This window comes from Nocardioides furvisabuli, assembly GCF_021083185.1.
GTDB classification, from domain to species: Bacteria; Actinomycetota; Actinomycetes; order Propionibacteriales; family Nocardioidaceae; genus Nocardioides; species Nocardioides furvisabuli.
In genome coordinates this window covers 654,199-674,158 of sequence record NZ_JAIGQB010000001.1, presented here as the reverse complement: position 1 = coordinate 674,158, position 19,960 = coordinate 654,199, and the positions used below count along the sequence as shown (strand labels likewise).

The 19,960-nt window shown below is 72.6% G+C and carries 14 protein-coding genes; 9 read left to right on the top strand and 5 right to left on the bottom strand.

Annotated elements, in window-relative coordinates; genetic code table 11:
- Positions 1–50: 50 nt before the first annotated feature.
- On the top strand, positions 51–1,046 hold the full coding sequence (gene coaA / locus K4G59_RS03150; RefSeq protein ID WP_231249236.1) for a type I pantothenate kinase: 996 nt from the start codon (positions 51–53) through the stop codon (positions 1,044–1,046).
- Positions 1,047–1,112: 66 nt separating this feature from the next.
- On the opposite strand, the gene K4G59_RS20630 is transcribed toward coaA, so the two are convergent.
- The 4 genes from K4G59_RS20630 to rplM are packed head-to-tail and all read right to left on the bottom strand — an operon-like array spanning position 1,113 to position 4,474.
- Positions 1,113–2,099 carry a GNAT family N-acetyltransferase gene (locus K4G59_RS20630; RefSeq protein ID WP_231249234.1) on the bottom strand — a complete coding sequence of 329 codons (987 nt, stop codon included), beginning with the start codon at positions 2,097–2,099 and terminating at the stop codon, positions 1,113–1,115.
- A 47-nt stretch (positions 2,100–2,146) separates the two neighbouring features.
- Positions 2,147–3,493, bottom strand: a complete 1,347-nt coding sequence (gene glmM / locus K4G59_RS03140) for a phosphoglucosamine mutase (RefSeq protein ID WP_231249232.1) — start codon at positions 3,491–3,493, stop codon at positions 2,147–2,149.
- A gap of 19 nt (positions 3,494–3,512) precedes the next feature.
- A complete protein-coding gene (gene rpsI / locus K4G59_RS03135) occupies positions 3,513–4,013 on the bottom strand; it encodes a 30S ribosomal protein S9 (protein ID WP_231249231.1) in 501 nt (166 codons plus the stop codon).
- 17 nt (positions 4,014–4,030) lie between these two features.
- A complete protein-coding gene (gene rplM, locus K4G59_RS03130; protein ID WP_207084106.1) occupies positions 4,031–4,474 on the bottom strand; it encodes a 50S ribosomal protein L13 in 444 nt (147 codons plus the stop codon).
- Between the two features lie 234 nt (positions 4,475–4,708).
- Here rplM and K4G59_RS03125 point away from each other — a divergent pair, with 234 nt between their 5' ends.
- From K4G59_RS03125 to K4G59_RS03115, 3 genes are all read left to right on the top strand, one after another.
- On the top strand, positions 4,709–6,034 hold the full coding sequence (locus K4G59_RS03125) for an NAD(P)/FAD-dependent oxidoreductase (protein ID WP_231249230.1): 1,326 nt from the start codon (positions 4,709–4,711) through the stop codon (positions 6,032–6,034).
- 95 nt (positions 6,035–6,129) lie between these two features.
- Entirely contained in the window at positions 6,130–7,434 is a 1,305-nt protein-coding gene (locus K4G59_RS03120; RefSeq protein WP_231249229.1) for a citrate synthase, read from the top strand.
- 20 nt (positions 7,435–7,454) lie between these two features.
- A complete protein-coding gene (locus K4G59_RS03115) occupies positions 7,455–8,618 on the top strand; it encodes an MFS transporter (protein WP_231249228.1) in 1,164 nt (387 codons plus the stop codon).
- Here K4G59_RS03115 and pulA read toward each other — a convergent pair.
- Positions 8,578–14,286, bottom strand: a complete 5,709-nt coding sequence (gene pulA / locus K4G59_RS03110) for a pullulanase-type alpha-1,6-glucosidase (protein WP_231249227.1) — start codon at positions 14,284–14,286, stop codon at positions 8,578–8,580. The genes K4G59_RS03115 and pulA overlap by 41 nt on opposite strands.
- A gap of 206 nt (positions 14,287–14,492) precedes the next feature.
- Here pulA and K4G59_RS03105 point away from each other — a divergent pair, with 206 nt between their 5' ends.
- The 5 genes from K4G59_RS03105 to K4G59_RS03085 all read left to right on the top strand — a co-directional run bounded on the left by K4G59_RS03105 (position 14,493) and on the right by K4G59_RS03085 (position 19,927).
- Positions 14,493–16,799 (top strand): ATP-binding protein, encoded by a 2,307-nt coding sequence (locus K4G59_RS03105; protein ID WP_231249226.1) that lies wholly within the window; start codon positions 14,493–14,495, stop codon positions 16,797–16,799.
- Between the two features lie 123 nt (positions 16,800–16,922).
- On the top strand, positions 16,923–17,624 hold the full coding sequence (locus tag K4G59_RS03100; RefSeq protein WP_231249225.1) for a hypothetical protein: 702 nt from the start codon (positions 16,923–16,925) through the stop codon (positions 17,622–17,624).
- 1 nt (position 17,625) lies between these two features.
- Positions 17,626–18,156: a SigE family RNA polymerase sigma factor gene (locus K4G59_RS03095; RefSeq protein ID WP_231249224.1), complete on the top strand. Its 531-nt coding sequence runs from the start codon at positions 17,626–17,628 to the stop codon at positions 18,154–18,156.
- Positions 18,153–18,650, top strand: a complete 498-nt coding sequence (locus tag K4G59_RS03090) for a GNAT family N-acetyltransferase (RefSeq protein ID WP_231249223.1) — start codon at positions 18,153–18,155, stop codon at positions 18,648–18,650. The genes K4G59_RS03095 and K4G59_RS03090 overlap by 4 nt, the downstream gene beginning before the upstream one ends.
- Before the next feature lie 65 nt (positions 18,651–18,715).
- Positions 18,716–19,927 carry a S1C family serine protease gene (locus K4G59_RS03085; protein WP_231249222.1) on the top strand — a complete coding sequence of 404 codons (1,212 nt, stop codon included), beginning with the start codon at positions 18,716–18,718 and terminating at the stop codon, positions 19,925–19,927.
- Positions 19,928–19,960 lie beyond the last annotated feature (33 nt).

The window sequence follows — 19,960 nt, the reverse complement described above, 5'->3', positions numbered from 1 at the left end:
CGGCAGGGCGCTGCACGGCTGCGCGCCGCCGCGGTGCCACAATCGCACCCATGTCCGAGGTCTTGGAGCCGCACCACGGCGGCTCCGGCCACGGTGGCAACCACACCGGCGAGGTCTCCCCCTACGTCGAGCTCGAGCGAGCGGCGTGGGCCCAGCTGGCCGGCACGACCGAGACCAGCCTGACCCCCGACGAGGTCACCCGGCTGCGCGGCCTGGGCGACCAGCTCGACCTGCGCGAGATCGAGCAGGTCTACCTGCCGCTCTCACGCCTGCTCAGCCTCTACGTCGCGGCCAACTCCCGGCTCCACCGCGAGCAGGAGGAGTTCCTGCACCGCGTCACCCCCCCGCGTACGCCGTTCGTGATCGGCCTCGCCGGCTCGGTGGCCGTCGGCAAGTCCACCACCGCACGTGTGCTGCAGCAGATGCTGGCGCACTGGCCCGAGCACCCCAACGTCGCGCTCGTCACCACCGACGGCTTCCTGCTCCCCAACGCCGAGCTCGAGCGCCGCGGCCTGCTGCACCGCAAGGGCTTCCCGGAGTCCTACGACCGCCGCGCGCTGCTCAAGTTCGTCATCGACATCAAGTCCGGGCGCGACGAGGTCGAGGCCCCGATCTACTCCCACCTCGTCTACGACGTGCTGCCCGACGAGCGCGTGGTGGTCAAGCGCCCCGACATCGTCATCGTCGAGGGCCTCAACGTGCTCCAGCCCGCGCGGGTGCGCGAGGACGGCCGCACCGGCCTGGCGGTGAGCGACTTCTTCGACTTCTCCGTCTACGTCGACGCCGGGCTCGCCGACATCAAGCGGTGGTACGTCGACCGCTTCCTGCGCCTGCGCGAGACCGCCTTCCGCGACCCGGCGTCCTACTTCCGCAAGTATGCCGCGCTCTCGCACGACGAGGCCGTCGACCAGGCCACCCGCATCTGGGACTCGATCAACGAGCCCAACCTCGTGCAGAACGTCGCCCCCACCCGCTCGCGCGCCAACCTCGTGTTGCGCAAGGACGCCGACCACTCGGTGCGCTACGTCCGCCTGCGCAAGCTCTGAGGCGTACGCCGCTCCCCCGCGGGTCAGGTCGCGCCCGGCCTTCCTCGGCCCTGGTCGCCCTGAGCCTCACAGCCTCTTCTGCAGCTCCAGCAACCTCTCGATCGTGCGGTAGCCGAGTGCGTCGTTGACGGCGTTCATGTGGGTGTTGACCTCGGCGTTGGTGGTGTCGACGGTGACCAGGGTGGGGTACGACGCCAGCGCCAGGTCGTGGCTGGCGAGCTTGAGCGCGAGCCCCAGCCGGCGGCCGCGGTGGGCTCGGTCCACGAGGGTGATGCCGACCTGCGCGTGCTGGTGGTCGCTGTCGTCGACGCGGACGTCGGAGACTCCGGCGACCTCCCCGTCAGGCGCGATCGCGAGCGCGGTCAGCACGTGGCGACCGATGTCGACCTGCCGCTGCTCGGCGTCCCGGAGCCGATCGAGCGGCCACTCAGAGTCCGCGATGTCGAGGTCGCCCAGCGGGATCTCGGCCAGCAGGGTGCCGAGCAGCCGGCCGAACGACTCCGCGTGCTCGTCGGGACAGACCGTGTCGAAGGTGACGAACCGGTAGCCGGCCGGGTCGACCGCCACCGTCGCACGGAGCGCGCGGTAGTCGTCGAGGGCCAGCTCCTTGAGCGACTCGCGGCTCGCGACGTCGTAGCCGTGCGCCGCTGCGAACGCCTCCGCCGGCACGGTTCCGTCCGGCGGCAGGTAGGCCTCGCCGGTCATCGTCGTACGTCCGTGGCCAGCGGCGACGACCTCGGCCTCGGCGAGCAGCGCCGAGCCGATCCCCTGTCGTCGGCGCGCAGCGTCGACGTAGACCGCCGCTCCGGCCAGGTGCCGGTTCTCGCGCGTCGGCAGGATCGCCATCCCCGCGCCGACCATCTCGCGGCCGTCGATGGCGCCGAGCAGGGTCACCGCGCGCTCGGGGTTGGCGGCCGGGAGCGCGACCCGGCTCTGCTCCCACAGGGGCCACGGCTTGCCGGGACGCCCGGCGGTGGCGTCGTGCCCGACCTGCCACCAGGCGCGGAGCGCAGCCTCGTTGCGCGGGTTGATCTGCTCGATGTCGACGGCCACGCCGCGACGGTAGCCGCGCGCCGTGCGCGGGTCATCCCTGGTGTCGCTCAGAGCGCGAGCTGGGCCTTCACCACGTCGGCGAGGCGGCTCGCGACACCCTGCGCCTCGTCGTGGGTGGGCGCCTCGACCATCACGCGCACGATCGGCTCGGTGCCCGAGGGGCGCAGGAGGATCCGGCCCCGGTCACCCAGCACCGCCTCCTCCTCGGCCACTGCCGCGGCGAGGACGGCGTCCTCGTCGGCACGGGACTTGTCGACGCCGCCGACGTTGAGCAGCACCTGCGGCAACCGGGTCATCACCGACGCGAGGTCGGCGAGCGAACGACCGGTCGTGGCCATCCGCTCCATCACGTGGAGCGTGGTGAGGATGCCGTCACCGGTGGTGGCGTGTTCGCTGAGGATGACGTGCCCGGACTGCTCCCCACCGAGGGAGTAGCCGGAGACCTTCATCGCCTCGAGGACGTAGCGGTCACCGACCTTCGTCTGGCGTACGCCGACGTCGTTGGCGCGCAGCGCCTGCACGAAGCCGAGGTTGCTCATCACGGTGGCGACGACGGTGTCCTTGGCCAGGCGGCCCTGGTCGCGCAGCGAGAGGGCGAGGATGGCGAGGATCTGGTCGCCGTCGACGATGTTGCCCTCGGCGTCGACGGCCAGGCACCGATCAGCGTCACCGTCGAGCGCGAAGCCGGCGTGGGCGCCGTGCTCGAGCACCGCGGCCTGGAGCGAGCCCATGTGGGTCGAGCCGCAGTCGTCGTTGATGTTCAGGCCGTCGGGGTCTGCGTGGATGGCGATGACCGTCGCGCCGGCGTCCTCCAGCGCCCGAGGGCCGGCCGCGTGCGCGGCGCCCTCGGCGCAGTCGAGGACGACCTTCAGCCCGACGAGCGGGTGGGTGATCGTGCCCTCGAGGTGGGCGGCGTACTCCTGGACCGCGGTGTCGTAGACCGTGACCCGGCCGACGTGGCCGCCGGTGGGGCGCTCCCACGGCTCACCCATGCGGCGCTCGATCGCGATCTCGATCGCGTCGTCGAGCTTGTGGCCGCCGCGGGCGAGGAACTTGATGCCGTTGTCGGGCATCGGGTTGTGCGAGGCCGAGAGCATCACGCCGAGGTCGGCGCCGAGCCGCTCGGTCATGTAGGCCACGCCAGGGGTGGGCAGCACGCCGAGCAGGAGCACGTCGACGCCCGCCGAGGCGAGGCCGGCGACGACCGCGGCCTCGAGGAACTGCCCGGAGATGCGCGTGTCCCGGCCCACCACGGCGAGGGGGCGGTGCCCCTCGAACTCGCCGCGGTCGGCCAGGACGTGTGCGGCACAGACGGAGAGGTCCAGGGCCAGCTCCGCCGTGAGATCGGCGTTCGCCAGGCCCCGGACCCCGTCCGTGCCGAAGAGTCGCGTCAAGGAACGAGACCCTGGGAGATCAGCGCTTGCTGAACTGCGAGGCCTTGCGGGCCTTCTTGAGGCCGGCCTTCTTGCGCTCCACGACGCGGGCGTCACGGGTCAGCAGACCGGCCTTCTTGAGCGCCGGGCGGTTGGCCTCGATGTCGATCGCGTTGAGCGAGCGCGCCACGCCGAGGCGCAGGGCGCCGGCCTGACCGGCGTTGCCGCCGCCGTGGATGCGGGCGATCACGTCGAAGCGACCCTCGAGCTGCAGCTCCACGAACGGCTCGTTCGCGATCTGCTGGTGCAGCTTGTTGGGGAAGTAGTTGTCGAGCGAGCGGCCGTTGATGGTCCACTCGCCGGTGCCCGGGACGATGCGGACGCGGGCGACAGCCTCCTTGCGACGGCCGGTGGCCGCGCCGGGGGCGATCGTGGCCGGGCGGGCCGGGGTGTCGGCCGACGCGTCGCTCTCGGACGTGTAGGCAACGCCCTCGGAGTCGGTCTCGAAGGTCTCCTCGACCTCGGTGGTGTTCTCAGTCATCTGTGCGTCCTCAGTCGTCACTGGGAGATCTGCGTGATCTCGAAGGGAGTGGCCTGCTGGGCCAGGTGCGGGTGGTCGGGGCCGGGGTAGACCTTGAGCTTCTTCAGCATCTGGCGACCGAGCTTGTTCTTGGGGAGCATGCCCCACACGGCGTTCTCGATGGCCTTGCGGGCGTCCTTCTCGAGGAGCTCACCGAAGGGGGTGGCCGAGAGGCCGCCCGGGTAGCCGGAGTGGCGGTAGGCCATCTTGGTGGTCTTCTTGGTCCCCGACAGCGACACCTTGGAGGCGTTGACGATGATGACGAAGTCGCCCATGTCCATGTGAGGAGCGAAGGTCGGCTTGTGCTTGCCGCGGAGGAGGTTGGCGGTCTGGACGGCGAGGCGGCCCAGGACCACGTCGGTGGCGTCGATGACGAGCCACTCACGCTGGATGTCAGCGGGCTTGGGGCTGTACGTGCGCACGGCTATGTCCCGTTCTGGTTCGTTGGACCCGCTCCCCGGACGGGGAACGGATGTGGAGCCACGACTTCTGACGAACACGGCCCGGTTCGCTCCCCACACCAGTGGGGATGACGTCGGATCTGCACCCACCCCCGGAGGGGGCGGACGCGGCAGGAGTCGCGACCAGCAAGAGTACGGCGCTGCGCGCGAGAGGGTCAAAACGCCGGGCGCGGGCCGTCCGGGCATGATGGCGCGGTGCGCAACGGCGGCGTCTCCTTCTGGTGGCAGCAGGTGGGCCTGCCCGAGCCCACCGACCGGCTGCGCGGTGACGCCGCCTGTGACGTGGTCGTCGTCGGCGGTGGCCTGAGCGGACTGTGGACCGCCCACTACCTCCACGAGGCCGACCCGACCCTCGACGTCCGCGTCGTCGAGGCCGAGTTCGCCGGCTTCGGGGCCTCGGGTCGCAACGGCGGCTGGCTCTCCAGCGAGCTGCCCGGCAGCGCCAGGGCGTACGCCGACGTGGCGGGCGAGGACGGCGTGACGCGGCTGCGAGCGGCGGTGCGATCGACCGTGGACGAGGTCATCGGTGTCGCCGCGCGCGAGGGGATCGACGCCGACATCGTGCGCAGCGGCGTGCTGACCGTCGCGCGCTCGACGGCGCAGAGCCAGCGGCTCGGCGGCGAGCTCACCGCCGCGCAGGTGGCCGAGCGGGTCCGCGTCGCCGGCGCCGTCGCGGGTCGCTTCGACCCCGACTGCGCACGCGTGCAGCCCGCGAAGCTGGTGGCCGGGCTCGCGCGCGCCGTCCGCGAGCGCGGCGTACGCATCCACGAGGCGACCCGCGCGCTCGCGGTCGAGCCGGGCGCGGTCCGCACCGAGCACGGCACGCTCCGCGCACCCGTGGTGCTGCGCTGCCTGGAGGGCTTCACCGCCGGGCTCGCCGGTCACCGGCGCGAGTGGTTGCCGATGAACTCCGCGATCGTCGTGACCGAGGCGCTGACGCCTTCCCAGTGGCAGGAGATCGGCTGGTCGGGCCAGGAGCTGCTCGGCGACGAGGCCCACGCCTACTGCTACGCCCAGCGCACCGCCGACGGCCGCATCGCGATGGGCGGGCGCGGAGTCCCCTACCGCTTCGGCTCGCGCACCGACGTCGAGGGCCGCACCCAGGACTGGACGGTCGAGTCGTTGCGCTCGACGCTGACCTCGCTCTTCCCCTCGCTCGCCGGCGTCGGGCTCGACCACGCCTGGTGCGGCGTGCTCGGCGTGCCCCGCGACTGGAGCGCGAGCGTGGCCTACGACCCCGCGACGGGTCTCGGTCACGCCGGCGGCTACGTCGGCTCGGGGCTCACCGCCACCAACCTCGCCGGCCGCACGCTGCGCGACCTGGTGCTCGGCCACGACACCGACCTCACCCGGTTGCCGTGGACCGGGCACCGCGTGCGGAGGTGGGAGCCGGAACCCTTGCGGTGGGCCGGCGTGCACGCGCTCTACCGCCTCTACCGCGCCGCCGACCGGCGCGAGGACGCAGGCCTGGCGCGCACCAGCGCGATCGCCCGGGTGGCGGACCGGGTGGCCGGGCGCTGACCTGCTCGTGGACACCGGTTCGACCTCGCGCGAGGGTCGCGGCTAGGTCGGAGCGACAACCCAAGACGTACAAAGACGTATGAACAGGAGCCGACGTGACCGACGTAGCGGCCAAGGATTCCCTGACTGTCACCGACAACCGGACCGGTCAGCAGTACGACATCGCGATCACCGACAACACGATCGCGGCCAAGGACCTGGGACAGATCCGTCTCACCGACGAGGAGCCCGGTCTGGCGACCTATGACCCCGGCTTCGTGAACACCGCCTCGTGCCGCTCGGCCGTCACGTTCATCGACGGCGACAAGGGCATCCTGGAATACCGCGGCTACCCGATCGAGCAGCTGGCGGAGAAGTCCAACTTCCTCGAGGTGGCCTACCTCCTCATCCACGGCGCGCTGCCCTCCAAGGAGGAGTACGACGCCTGGGTGCACGAGATCACCTACCACACGTTCGTGCACGAGAACGTCAAGAACTTCATGCACGGCTTCCGCTACGACGCCCACCCGATGGGCATGCTGATGGCCTCGGTCGGCGCGCTGTCGACGTTCTACCCCGACGCCCGCAACATCAGCGACGCGGACAACCGCCACATGCAGATCGTCCGCATGATCGCGAAGATGCCGACCCTCGGCGCGTGGTCGTTCCGCCACGCCCAGGGCAAGCCCTACATCTACCCCGACAACGACCTCGGCTACACCGCGAACTTCCTCTCGATGCTCTTCAAGATGAGCGAGCAGAAGTTCGAGGCCGACCCGCGCCTGGTCAAGGCCCTCGACGTGCTCTTCATCCTGCACGCCGACCACGAGCAGAACTGCTCGACCAACGCGGTGCGCTCCGTCGGCTCCTCGCAGGTCGACCCCTACTCCGCCGTCTCGGCCGGCGTCGGGGCCCTCTTCGGTCCACTGCACGGCGGTGCCAACGAGGCCGTGCTGCGGATGCTCAAGCGCATCGGCTCGAAGGAGAACATCCCCGCCTTCATCGACGGCGTGAAGGACGGCAACGAGCGCCTGATGGGCTTCGGCCACCGGGTCTACAAGAACTACGACCCGCGCGCGAAGATCATCAAGAAGTCCGCCGAGGACGTCTTCGAGGTCACCGGCACCAACCCGCTCCTCGACATCGCGCTGGAGCTCGAGAAGATCGCGCTCGAGGACGAGTACTTCGTCAAGCGCAAGCTCTACCCCAACGTGGACTTCTACTCCGGCCTCATCTACGAGGCCTTCCAGTTCCCGCCGGAGATGTTCACCGTGCTGTTCGCCATCGGCCGTACGCCGGGCTGGCTGGCGCAGTGGGCCGAGCTGGTGCAGGACAAGGACCAGAAGATCGCGCGTCCCAAGCAGATCTACACCGGCGACCGTCAGCTCACCTTCACCGCGGCGTCCGAGCGCTGGGGCTGAGCGTCTGGCGCGCGCCCGGGATGCCCCAGCTGGGGCTCCTCTCGGTCGCGGGCTTCGCCGGGTACGCCGCGCTCCTCGCGGTCGGCCCGTCGTGGGCGATCCACGGCGGGGCGACCGAGGCGGGCGCCGGCCTCGTCAACGGCGTCCTCCTCGGCGCCACCGTCCTGGCCCAGCTGGCGGTGCCGCGCGCCCTGGCCACGTGGGGCACCCGGCGGGTGCTCGTCGCGGGACTCCTGCTGCTCGGCCTGCCCGCGCCGGCCTACCTGCTCTCCGACGCCCTCCCGTGGGTGCTCGCCCTCTCGGCGTTGCGCGGGATCGGCTTCGGGGTCCTCACCGTCACCGGCTCCGCCGCTGCCGCCCGTCTCGTCGACCCCTCGCGGCGTGGTGCCGCGATCGGCGCCTACGGCCTCGCGGTCGCCCTCCCGTCCCTCGTGCTGCTCCCCGCCTCGGTCCCCCTGGCCGATGCGCTCGGCTTCGCGTGGGTCTTCTGGATCGCTGCGCTGCCTGTCGTCGGGATCCCCGCGGCGTGGGGCCTCGGCACCGTTCTCCGTGGCCTCGGGCACGACCGACCTGCCACGGCCGCGCCGACCAGCCGCCCGGACCGTCGGCTGCTCCTCGCTGTCCTGGCTCCCACGCTCGTCCTCTTCGCCGTCACCATGGCCGGCGGCAGCCTGCTCACCTTCGCTCCCCTGCTCGCGGGTCCGACGAGCGCGATGGCCCTGCTGCTGGGGATGGGCCTGACCGCCGCGCTGGCGCGCTGGCTCGTCGGGGCGCTGGCCGACCGGCACGGCGTACGGCCGTTCATCGCGCCGCTGCTGCTCCTGGCGGCGGCGTCCATGGCGGCGTGCGCCTGGGCGGTGGCACAGGGCAGTCCCGTCACGCTCGTCATGGCGGCGACCGTCCTGGGCGTCTCCTACGGCGCGCTCCAGAACCTCACCCTCGTGGCGGCGTTCGCGGCCGCGGGCCCGAGCCGCATCCCCGCCGCCAGCGCGTGCTGGAACATCGGCTTCGACGCGGGTACGGCGTCGGGCGCGGTGGTCGCGGGCGCGCTGGCTGCGTCCTTCTCCTTCCCCGTGGCCCTCTCGGTCATGGCCGCCACCTCGCTCGCCGCCGTGCTGGCGGTCGTCCTCCCGGGCCGGAGGTTCAGCGCTCGAACACCGCAGTCGTCCGAGCCGGGACGGTGACAGCGTCCGCGGCGACCGTGCTGCCCCTCACCACCGCGTCGCCGCCGTCGGCCTGCACGTCGTGCAGCGTCCAGCCCGCACCGGTCCCGGTGACGGTGGCGGCCTGCGGGGAGGCGTTGATGACGACCAGCACGCCGTCGCGATCCGGGTCGGCGTCGGTGCCGGCGGTGTCGTCGACGAGCATCGCGACCACCCCCGGCTCGGCGTCGAGGAAGGACACCTTCGCCTGCACCGCCTCCAGGCTGCCGAGGCGGAAGAGCCGTGACGACATCCTGATCCGCAGCAGGTCCTGGGCGCGGGCGTGGGCCTCGTCCATCGCCGCGCTCCCCGGGTCGAGCGCGAGGTCGGCGAGCAGCGGGCGCATGAAGTCCCACTTGTCCTCGTTGTCGGCGCGCAGCGGCAGCCCGGAGCCGAAGGCGTTGTCGCGCCGCTGCCAGTCGACCCGGTTGAACCAGTCGCCGGAGTCGTAGGAGTTGCGGTCCAGGCTCTTGGAGCGCAGCAGGTCGGTGCCGGCGTGCCAGAAGACCACGCCCTGCGAGAGGGCGACCGTCGAGAGGGAGACGGTGTTCATCCGCACCCGGTCGGCCATTGCCGTGGCGGTGGGCAGCTTGAAGGCCAGCGAGTCGTAGAGGGTCTCGTTGTCGTGGGCGTCGACGTAGGTGACGGTCTCCGAAGGGTCGGCGGCGTAGCCGGCGGGTTGGCCGTTGTAGTCGACCTCGGAGCCCACCACCTCCTCGCCGGTCGAGGACCGGAAGCGGAAGTCGGCCAGGTTGCCGGCGAGCCCGAGCTTCACGAGGTCCTGCTGGTGCAGCAGCTCCTCGCGCTGCTCCTCGGCGGTGCCGTTGACCTCGGCGCCGTTGGGGTCGGTGAACAGGCCGGAGCCGAAGCCCTGCACGCGCGGGTCCTCGTCGAAGGGCCCTCCCCCACGCACGGCGTCGCGCAGCCGGTCGCTGAAGGACCCGATGCCGGTGCCGGCGAGGTTGCGCTGGCTGGCCTGGGTGAAGCGGGCGTCGTCGGCGACCTCGCCGAAGTTCCAGCCCTCGCCGTAGAGGTAGATCGCCGTGCCGTCGACGCCGTCGCGCTTCACCGTGAGCCTGTCGAGCGCGTCGCGCAGGCGGGTCATGTTGTCGAGCGAGTGGTGGCCCATCAGGTCGAAGCGGAAGCCGTTGACCTTGTAGTCGCGTGCCCACGTGAGCACCGAGTCGATCATCAGCTTCTCCATCATGCGGTGCTCGGTCGCGGTGTTGGAGCAGCAGGTGGAGGTCTCGACCGCGCCCTTGGCGTCGAGGCGGTGGTAGTAGCCCGGCACGATCCGGTCGAGCACCGACTTCGGGTCCTGGCCGCTGGCAGCGGTGTGGTTGTAGACCACGTCCATCACGACCTGGAGCCCGGCGCCGTTGAGGCCCTGGACCATCCGGCGGAACTCGACGGTGCGGCGGGTGCCCTCCGGATCGGTGGCGTACGACCCCTCGGGCGCGGTGTAGTGCAGCGGGTCGTAGCCCCAGTTGAAGCCGTCGCCGGGACGCACCGCCTCGACGCACTCCTGCTGCTGCTCGGAGTCACGGGGCAGCGACGGCAGGTCGCAGTCGGGGACCCGCTGGGCCGATCGTCGCTCCTCGACGGTGGCGATGTCGAAGACCGGCAGCAGGTGCACGGTGTTGAGCCCGGCATCGGCGAGTCGGCGCAGGTGCTGCATGCCGGCGGAGTCGTCACGGGTGAAGGCCAGGTAGGTGCCACGCTCGGCGGCCGGGACCGTCTCGTCTCCGATGGAGAAGTCGCGCACGTGCAGCTCGTAGACGTTGCGGTCCTCGGGCTGCGCGATGGCCGGCGCCGTGGTCCGCGACCAGCCGGCCGGGGCCAGGGCCGGGTCGGCCAGGTCGACGAGGAGGGACTGCTCGGAGTTGGTGGTCAGCGCCACCGAGTAGGGGTCGGTCACGCGGTTGGTGACGACCTCGCCGGCGGCGGGTGACCACACCTTCACGTCGAAGACGTAGGTGGCGCCGCGCCACGACGCCGGACCGCTGACGGTCCAGGTGCCGTCACGCTGCCGCTTCATCGCGACGCGTCTGCCGGCGACCACCGCGGCGACGTCCTGCGCGGTCGGGGCCCACAGCGACAAGGTCGGCCGGTTGCCGCGCCAGGTGGGGCCGAGGTCGGCCTTGGCGGCGTCGGCGTACACGTCGTCGAGGACGCCCGGCACCTGCACGCCGGTGGCGTCACGCAGCGCCCCGGAGGAGTCGTACGCCGCCACGGCGAGCTGCCCGGTGAGGATCTCCGGGACCCGGCGCACAGCCGCCCGGTCGAGGCGGAACGCCTCGTGGCCGGCGAGGTGCGGGAAGTCGGCGAGCACGTCGGCGGGCAGCCCGGCGGGGTCATGGGTGAGCGGCACGCTCGACCCACCGGTGACGGCCTCGGCATCGACCGCGAGGTCGCCGTCCTGCGACCAGTGGAGCCGGTGGCGACCGCTCGTGTCGGCGACGTCCCAGGCGACGAGGTCGCGGCGCAGCCACTGCGCCCGCGCCTGGCCGAGGTCGGGAGCCACCCCCGCACTGCGGGTCGAGACCTGCAGGCGGTGCGTGCTCACGTCGTAAGTGAAGACCACCTCGACGCCTCCCGACGGGACCTCGAACGGGATGTCGGCCCCGTCGCGCACGCCGTCCGCGCCGTAGTTCTCCGTCCACGACAGTCCGTGCGCCACCTTGGTGGCGTAGCTGCCGGCCGGCAGCGTGGCGGTCGCGGTGAAGGTGCCGTCGCCGTCGGGGTCCTGGAGCCAGCCGCGCATGCAGTCCGGCGCCCAGTCGCCCGGGCAGCCCAGCTCGGACTGCATCGAGCCGGCGAGGGTGATGATGGGGCCCTGGGCGTCGCTGGTGACCCAGTGCGAGCGGTGGTCGTAGTAGAAGGTCACGTCGCGCGGGGCGTCGAGGGCGAGCGGGATGTCGGCCCCGCCGCGGACACCGCCGGCGCCGTAGTTCTCGTCCCACGTGCCGTTGATCGCCGCCTTGTAGGCAAAGTCGTCGGCCGGCAGCGCGACCGTGCGCTTCCAGACCTGGTCGTCGGCGTCCAGCGCCATCTGCGCCTCGGCGCAGTCGGGCTGCCAGTCGCCCGGGCAGCCCATCTCGGAGTTGTGGCTGCCGGGCACCGACACGGCCGCGGGCTGGGTGACCGGTCCGCCGTCGCCGCCACCGCCGGGGGTCGCCTCCGCCTCGGGCTCGCCGACGCTGGCCCACGACGAGGCGACCGAGAGGTTGCCGCTGCTGTCGCGCAGGACCGCGCGGTACTCCAGCAGCGTGCCCTCCGGCATCGCGGTGACGTCGTGGAAGACGCGGTAGGGGGCGTTGTCGTCGGTGCCGAGCCGCGTCCAGTCCGCCGCGCCGACGGGCCGCCAGGCCAGCGTCACCTGGTTGAAGCCGCCGTCGGGGACCCCGACGGTGATCGGCGCACGGCCTCCGACGATGCCGCCGGCCGAGGGCTTCTCGAGGTGGATCGCCGGGGCGTCCTTGCGCCGGGGCAGCGTGCTCGACGCGCGCCACACCGTCGCCGCGAGCGGCGGGACCGTGATCGTCGTACGCCCCTCGGCGTCGGTGCGCAGGGACGCCTTCGTCGCGGGCCAGACCTGCTTGAAGCCCGAGCGGGCCATCTCGGTGCCGACGGTCACGGTCTTCGCGGTGGTGGAGTTGTTGAGGGCCACCACGAACTCGCGGCGCTCCTCGACGTCGATGCGGCTGAAGGCGTAGACGCCCGCGCCGCTGGACGCGTAGCGGTGCAGCTGGGCGCCGTCGGCCAGCGCCGGGTAGGTGCGGCGCAGCCGGGCCAGGTCGCGGATCGTGGTGTAGAGCGGGTGGGACGTGTCGTAGTTGGCCTCCGCCGTGGTGGCGTCGGTGCCGATGAGGTCGTTGTCGTTGTAGGAGGCGACCTCACTCGCGAACATGTCCTCGCGCGCGTCCTTGTCACCGCCGTCGCCGACGAAGCCCTGCTCGTCGCCGTAGTAGACGACCGGCTGGCCGCGGGTGAGGTACATCAGGGAGTGCGCGAGGCGGTCGCGCTCGAGCACGGCGTCACCGCCCTGGAGGAAGGTGCCGATGCGCCCCATGTCGTGGTTGCCGAGGAAGGTCGGCGAGGCGTACGCGTTGGAGTCGGCGTCGGTGTAGAAGTCGTCGGCGGCGTAGAAGTCGCGCAGCCGCGTGGTCGCACCGCCCTTGGCGAAGCCGAGTCCCACGTCCTGGAAGCCGAAGTCGAGCGTGGCGTCGAGGCGACCGGTGGTGCTGAACTGCGACAGGTAGGCCGGGTTGGCGTCGTAGACCTCACCGAAGGCGAAGAAGTCGTCGTTGCCGACCGACGCGGCGTGCTCGCGGATGGCCGGGGCGAACTCCTGCCAGAACTCCATGTTGACGTGCTTGGCGGTGTCGATGCGGAAGCCGTCGATGCCCAGGTCGACCCAGGCGCGGTAGATGTCGGTCATCCCGTCCACGACGTCGGGCTGCTCGGTGAAGAGGTCGTCGAGGCCCACGAAGTCGCCGTAGGTCGAGGACTCGCCGGCGAAGGTCGAGTCGCCGCGGTTGTGGTAGTTCGTCGGGTCGTTGAGCCAGGCCGGCACCTTCACCGTCCGGTCGGCCTCGGAGCGGAAGGTCGGCGTGTAGGGGAAGGACGTCGCTGCGTCGAGCTCGGGGAAGTCCTCGGTGCCCGCGAAGTCGCGGTCGTCGAAGACGTTCCCCGCGGCGTCGCGGTAGGGCTCGGCGTCCTTGCCGACGTAGCCGTACTGCTTCTCCTCGTAGTCGATGACGTCGGCGGTGTGGTTGGTGATGATGTCGAAGAAGACCTTGATGCCGCGCCCGTGCGCCTCGTCGATGAACGCCTCGAGCTCGGCGTTGGTGCCGAAGTGGGGGTCGATGCGGGTGAAGTCGGTGACCCAGTAGCCGTGGTAGCCGGCACTCGCGTCGGCGCCGGTGCCCTGCACGGGCCGGTTCTCGAAGCTGGGGGTGAGCCAGATGGCGGTGGTGCCGAGACCCTCGACGTAGTCGAGCCGGTCGGAGAGGCCCTGGATGTCACCGCCGTGGAAGAAGCCCTTGTCGGTCGCGTCCAGGCCGGTGGCCATCCGGTCGCCCGAGAGCCCGCCTGCATCGTTGGTGGGGTCGCCGTTGGCGAACCGGTCGGCCATCACGAAGTAGAAGTTCTCGCGCGTCAGCGGACCGCGCAGCGACGTGCCGGCGAGCTCGCGATCGGCCTTCGTCGGCGCAGCGGCCGGTCGCTCGGCGGGCTCGACCGCGACCCGGTGGCTGGCGTCGTCGTAGCTGAACCGCAGCCGGGCGGGGTGCTCCAGCACGAGCGGCAGGTCGGCGCCGCCGGCCTCTCCCCCGGCGCCGTAGTTCTCCTCCCACGTGCCGTTGATCGCGACCTTCCAGGCATAGGCCCCCGCCGGCACCTCGGCCTCCAGCACCCAGCTCCCGTCACCGGACCGTGTCAGCCCGGACTCGACGCAGGCGGGCGACCAGTCGGCGGCGCAGCCGAGCTCGTCCTGGAGGCTGCCCACGAGCGTCACCGTGGTCGGCGCTGTGTCGCGGTGCTCGGCGCTGGCGGACGGCGGCAGCACCACCAGCGAGGTGACAGCCGTGGCGAGGCCCGCGAGGGCGATGCCGGCACGTGCGGAGGGGCGGGGCAGGGGGCTGCGCACTGGTGACTCCCGAGAGGTGAAGGTCGAACGACGTGGCGGACGTCACAGTAGGCCGCTGCTGGCAGCCCTTGCAATGCCTGCAAGATCTTTCACAACGCCTGCGCGGGGAATGGGGCAGATCTTGCAGAACTGCTCGGGCAAACCTCGGCCTGCAGGGCTCGCGCCCTCATTAGACTCACCGGCACGGCACCACAGGGGAGGCGTTGGTGGGCGACGTCGGCACGCACACGCTCGGATCGGTGCTGCGTGCCATGCGGGAGGCCGCCGGGCTCTCACAGGAGGAGCTGGCCGAGCGGGCCACCCTCAGCCCGCACGCCATCAGCGCCCTCGAGCGCGGGACCCGCACCCGTCCCTACCCCCACACCCTGCGTGCCCTCGCTGCGGCGCTGGAGCTCGACGACGACCAGCGCACGACCCTGCTGGGCGCGGTGCCCCCGCGGGTCCCGCGCCCGGCGCCGGGTGCCGCTCCGGCGCGCTCCTCGCGCGCCCTGCCCACGCCCGCCACGCCGCTCATCGGGCGCGACGACGACGTCGCCCGCGTCGGCGACCTGCTCAGGTCCGGCCGGCTGGTCACCCTGAGCGGGCCCGGCGGGGTGGGCAAGACCCGCCTCGCCCTGGCCGCGGCGACCGCGGTGCAGGACCGCTACGCCGACGGCGTACGACTCGTGGAGCTGGCGCCACTGCTGGAGGTCGACCAGGTGCTCCCGGCCGTCGCGGCGGCGGTGGGCGCCGTCCGTGACCCCGGCCGGTCCGTGGCCGACGACCTCGTCGACCGGCTGCGCGGACAGGACCTCCTGCTCGTGCTCGACAACGTCGAGCACCTCCTGGACGCCGCGCCGCACGTCGCCGCCCTGGTCGAGGCCGTGCCGGACCTGACGGTCCTGACGACCAGCCGCGCCCCGCTGCGGGTGCGCGGCGAGACCGAGTACGCCGTCGACCCCCTGGAGGTGCGCGACCGTCCCGACGGGTCGCCCTCCCCCGCGGCCACGCTGCTCCTGGACCGCGCCCAGCGGGTCAGCCCCGGATGGGGCTCCGAGCCCCACGAGGCAGCGGCCGTCACCGCCACCTGCGCGCGGCTCGCCGGGCTCCCCCTCGCACTCGAGCTCGCCGCCGCACGGGCCCGGCTCCTCGACCCGGGCTCGCTGCTCGCGCGCCTCGACAGCGCCCTCGAGGCGGGGCCTCGCGACCTGCCTCCCCGCCAGCGCACCATGCGCGCGACCCTCGACTGGAGCCACTCGTTGCTCGACACGTCCAGCCGTCGCCTGTTGCGCCTGATGGGGATCTTCGTGGACGGGACCACGCTCGCGGACCTCGAGTGCGTGGCGGCGGCGTGCGGCATCGACGGGAGCGACGTGGTGCGCGACGTGGAGGTGCTCGTCGAGCACTCCCTGGTGGTGGCCGAGCCCAGCGGCCGGTTGCGCCTGCTGGAGCCGGTGGCGCAGTACGCCCGCCACCTCCTCCGCGAAGCAGGCGAGTGGGAGCAGGCCGTCGCCGCCCACGCCGCGCGCTACCTGCGCGTCGCCGAGGTCAACCACGCGAGCTACCGCGACGGCGGCCAGGTCGCGGCGCTCACCCGCATCGACCTCGAGCACGCCAACCTCACCGCTGCGGCGGAGCGATCCCTGACCCTCGGCGACACCGAGACCCCGGCCCGGATCGCGTGGGAGCTGTGGCTCTACTGGTGGCTGCGTGGGCAGCACGACCACGGTCGTCGCTTCGCGGAGGCCGCCCTGCAGCGCAGTGCGGACCTGCCCGAGGAGGTGCGCGCCCGCGCCGAGACCGCCGCTGCGACCATGGCCTTCGCGATGGACGACGTGGCCTCGGCCGGTGAGTGGTGGACGCGCGCCCACATGCACGCCGGCGACAACCCGGCCATCCTGGCCAACGCCGTGGCGGGCGAGGGCCTCGTGGCGCTCGTCCTCGGCGACCTCGCGGGCGCCCGCGAGCGGTTCGAGGAGGCGATGCGCCACGCCGCGGTGGGCGGACCCGAGGTCCAGTGGACCTGGGGGCTGGCGCACGTCTGGCTCGGCACGGTGGCCCTGCTCGAGGGTGATGCCGACGCGGCGGTGCGGCTCATCGAGGCCGGCCTGGAGTCGGCGCGCGGCCGCGAGGACCGGCTGTCGTCCTACATCGCCCTCTACAACCTCTTCCAGGTCGAGCTCGGGCGCGGCGACCACGAGGCGGCGCGACGCCACCTCGAGGAGAGCACCCGGCTCTCCCTCGAGACCGGTGACCAGGCCAACCTCGCCTACCTCCTCGACGCCGGCGCCGTGCTGGCCGCCGCCACCGGGCAGCACGCGCGGGTGCCGCTGCTGCTCGGCGCGGCGCAGGCGATCCGAGAGACGCAGGGTGCCCGCGGCTACGGCTACTACCGCCCGGACACCGACGCCATCCGCGCGGCCGCCGACGACGCGCGGCTCCACCTCGGCGCGGACCGCTACGACGATGCGCTCGACACCGGGCGCGGGCTCCCGCCCGAGAGCGCGGCGGCGATGCTCGGCGCCCCCGGCTGACCTGCTGTCCGACCCGCACACCAGTCGTACACCTGCTGCTGTCCGTGGTCGGCACGCCCGTCCGGTCCGAGGGTGGTGCCACGGCACGACACGCGTGCCCCGGACACCACAGCAGGAGCCGCCATGAGCAGCACGCTCGACCAGACCACCACGACCACCGAGGCGTCCTCGGCGCCGCGGTCCGACCCGGCCGGTCGCGGCTGGGTCCTCGCCGGGCTCGGGGCCGGCGTCCTCGGCATCGCCGGCGCGATCGCCAGCGGGACGCTGGGCGCCGTCTACGACCCGGACCTCGCCGGCGACGCCACCGCCATCACCGAGCGCCTGTCCGAGCAGGTGCCGCAGATCATCGCCTTCCACACCGCGACGATGCTGTCGTGCGTCCTGTTGCTCGTCTTCGCCGCGGGCCTGCACCGCCAGCTGCGTGCCCGGACCGCCGCCGAGAGCCTCGTGCCCGGCATCGCTGTCGCCGGCCTCGGGCTCGTGGCCGTGGCGCAGCTGCTGGGCGCCGGCCTGACCACGGAGTTCGCCTTCGGTCTCGCCGGGGACCCCGGGCTCCTGGTGCCGGAGACCGCGGTCTTCTTCAACCACTGGATCGGCACCATCCCGTGGCTGTGGGGCGGCGCGGGGCTGACCGGCCTGGCGCTGGCGAGCGCGGCGCTGCGCCAGGGGGCGTACGCCCGGTGGCTGGGCTGGGTGAGCCTCGTGCTCGGCGGCATCACCGCCCTGTTCCTGGTCAGCCCGCTGCAGTACATGGCGGGGATGACCGGTCCGCTGTGGCTGGTCGTCGTGGCGGCCGGGCTGCTCCGCTCGACGAGGGCGGCGTGAGGTGACGACGACCGCCCCGGACCTGAAGGTCGTCGCCGGCACCGACCTCGACTTCGCGACGTACGTCGCCGCGCGGCGCCCTGCGCTGCTGCGCTTCGCGTGGTCGGTCACCGGGGACCCGCACACGGCCGAGGACGTCCTCCAGACCTCCCTCGTGCGCGTCCTGGCCCGGTGGGAGACCCTCCGCGACAAGGGCGCCGCCGACGCCTACCTCCGGCGCACCATCGTGCGCCAGCACGTCAGCTGGCACCGCCAGCCGTGGCGCCACGGCGAGGTGAGCACGGCGCACGTGCCGGACCGGGCGGGCGCGGTCGGCCCGGCGGAGGCGGCCGGGGCGGACGAGCTGTGGGCACTGGTGCGCGGGCTGCCCGAGCAGCAGCGCGCCACGGTCGTGCTGCGCTACTACGAGCAGCTGAGCATCGCCGAGACCGCGGCCGTGCTCGGGTGCTCCACCGGCACCGTCAAGTCCAACGCCCACCGCGCGCTCGCTGCGCTGCGCCGGCGTGCCGACTGCGCCATGCTGGCCGGATGACCCGGGAGGAACCCGTGACCGACCAGACGCCCGCGCCCTGGCTGCCGGCGGACTTCGTCCACCCGACCCGCGTCGAGGTCGCCTTCGGCCACCACCTGCGGCCGATCCACCCCGACGACACCGATCTCGACATGGTCGCGGTGACGGGGTCGCGGGAGCGGCTGTGGCGGATCTACGGCGCGGCCTGGGGCTGGCCCCCGGCCGGCATGACGCACGAGCAGGACCGCGCCGACCTGGCCCGCCACGCCGCCGAGATGGAGACGCACGAGTCCTTCAACTACGCCCTGTTCGACACCGACGAGACGGCGTTGCTGGGCTGCGTCTACATCGATCCTCCCGAGGAGCCCGGCCACGACGCCGAGGTCTCGTGGTGGGTCGTCGACGAGTGCGTTGGCACCGCGCTCGAGCAGGCCCTCGACGAGCTCGTGCCGCAGTGGATCGCACAGGAGTGGCCGCTGGAGCGCCCGAGGTACGCCCTGCGCGACGGGCGTTGACAGATCTGGGTGCCTTCCCAGCCCGTTCTCAGGGCATCCACAGGGTGCCGGCGCAGGCTGGGAGCATGAGCGACGCATCCACACCACAGCACGCCCCTCAGCAGCCCCCCCACCCGTCCCCGTGGGGCACTCCCGCTCCTCCGCCCGCACCGCAGCGCGAGCCGCAGCGCGAGCCCGGGCGACGGCGTACGGGCCTGGCGGCCGTCGTCGTGACCTCGCTGATCGTGGGCGGCGGTGCCGGCCTGGGCGGTGCGGCCCTCTGGGACGTGACCCGCGACGACTCCGCGACCTCCGCGCTGGCCGGTTCCCTCTCCACCTCCCCCGTGTCGCAGACCGAGGCGCCGGCCCCGGAGGGGTCGGTGGAGGCCGTCGCGCGGGAGGTGCTGCCGAGCGTGGTGAAGATCGACGTGTCCGGCGCCCAGGGCACCGGGTCCGGCTCGGGCATCGTCCTCACCGCCGACGGCACCATCCTGACCAACAACCACGTCGTCGAGGTGGCCGAGGGCGGTGGTGACATCCGGGTCTCCTTCGACGACGGCACGAGCGCCGATGCCGAGATCCTCGGCACCGACCCGCTCACCGACACTGCGGTGATCCAGGCCGCCGACGTCTCCGACCTCACGCCTGCCACGATCGGCAAGTCGGCCAACCTCGGCGTCGGCGAGGGCGTCGTCGCGATCGGCTCGCCCTTCGGCCTCGACGCGACCGTCACGAGCGGCATCGTCAGCGCGCTCGACCGCCCGGTCAACGTCGGCTCCGACGACGCGGGCAACTCCACGACGTACCCCGCGATCCAGACCGACGCGGCGATCAACCCCGGCAACTCCGGCGGCCCGCTCGTCGACATGACCGGGGCGGTCGTGGGCATCAACTCCTCGATCCGCACCGCGGCGTCGCAGTCGCCGTACGGCCAGTCGGGCCAGTCGGGCTCGATCGGCCTCGGCTTCGCCATCCCGATCGACGAGGTCATGCCGATCGTCGACCAGATGGCGAAGGGCGAGACGCCGACCCACGCGCGCCTCGGCATCCGCATCTCCGACGATGCGGCGGGCGCGAGGATCGAGGACGTCACCGCCGGGTCCACTGCCGAGGACGCCGGCATCGAGCCCGGCGACGTGATCACCTCGATCGACGACCGTCGCATCACCGGCGCCGACTCGCTCGTCGCCACCATCCGTTCCTACCGCCCCGGCGACGAGGTCACCGTGACGTGGCTCCGCGACGGGCAGGAGCAGCAGGCGAGCGTGACCCTCGACAGCGACGCCACGGAGGGCTGAGCGCCGGCCCCCCGCCCCCACCGGTGGGGGCGG

Bases quoted from the DNA above. Each gene is read 5' to 3' on its own strand.
- K4G59_RS03090 (WP_231249223.1), top strand. From the start codon at position 18,153: ATGACCCGGGAGGAACCCGTGACCGACCAGACGCCCGCGCCCTGGCTG.
- K4G59_RS03115 (WP_231249228.1), top strand. From the start codon at position 7,455: ATGCCCCAGCTGGGGCTCCTCTCGGTCGCGGGCTTCGCCGGGTACGCC.
- K4G59_RS03100 (WP_231249225.1), top strand. From the start codon at position 16,923: ATGAGCAGCACGCTCGACCAGACCACCACGACCACCGAGGCGTCCTCG.
- rpsI (WP_231249231.1), bottom strand. From the start codon at position 4,013: ATGACTGAGAACACCACCGAGGTCGAGGAGACCTTCGAGACCGACTCC.
- coaA (WP_231249236.1), top strand. From the start codon at position 51: ATGTCCGAGGTCTTGGAGCCGCACCACGGCGGCTCCGGCCACGGTGGC.
- K4G59_RS03085 (WP_231249222.1), top strand. From the start codon at position 18,716: ATGAGCGACGCATCCACACCACAGCACGCCCCTCAGCAGCCCCCCCAC.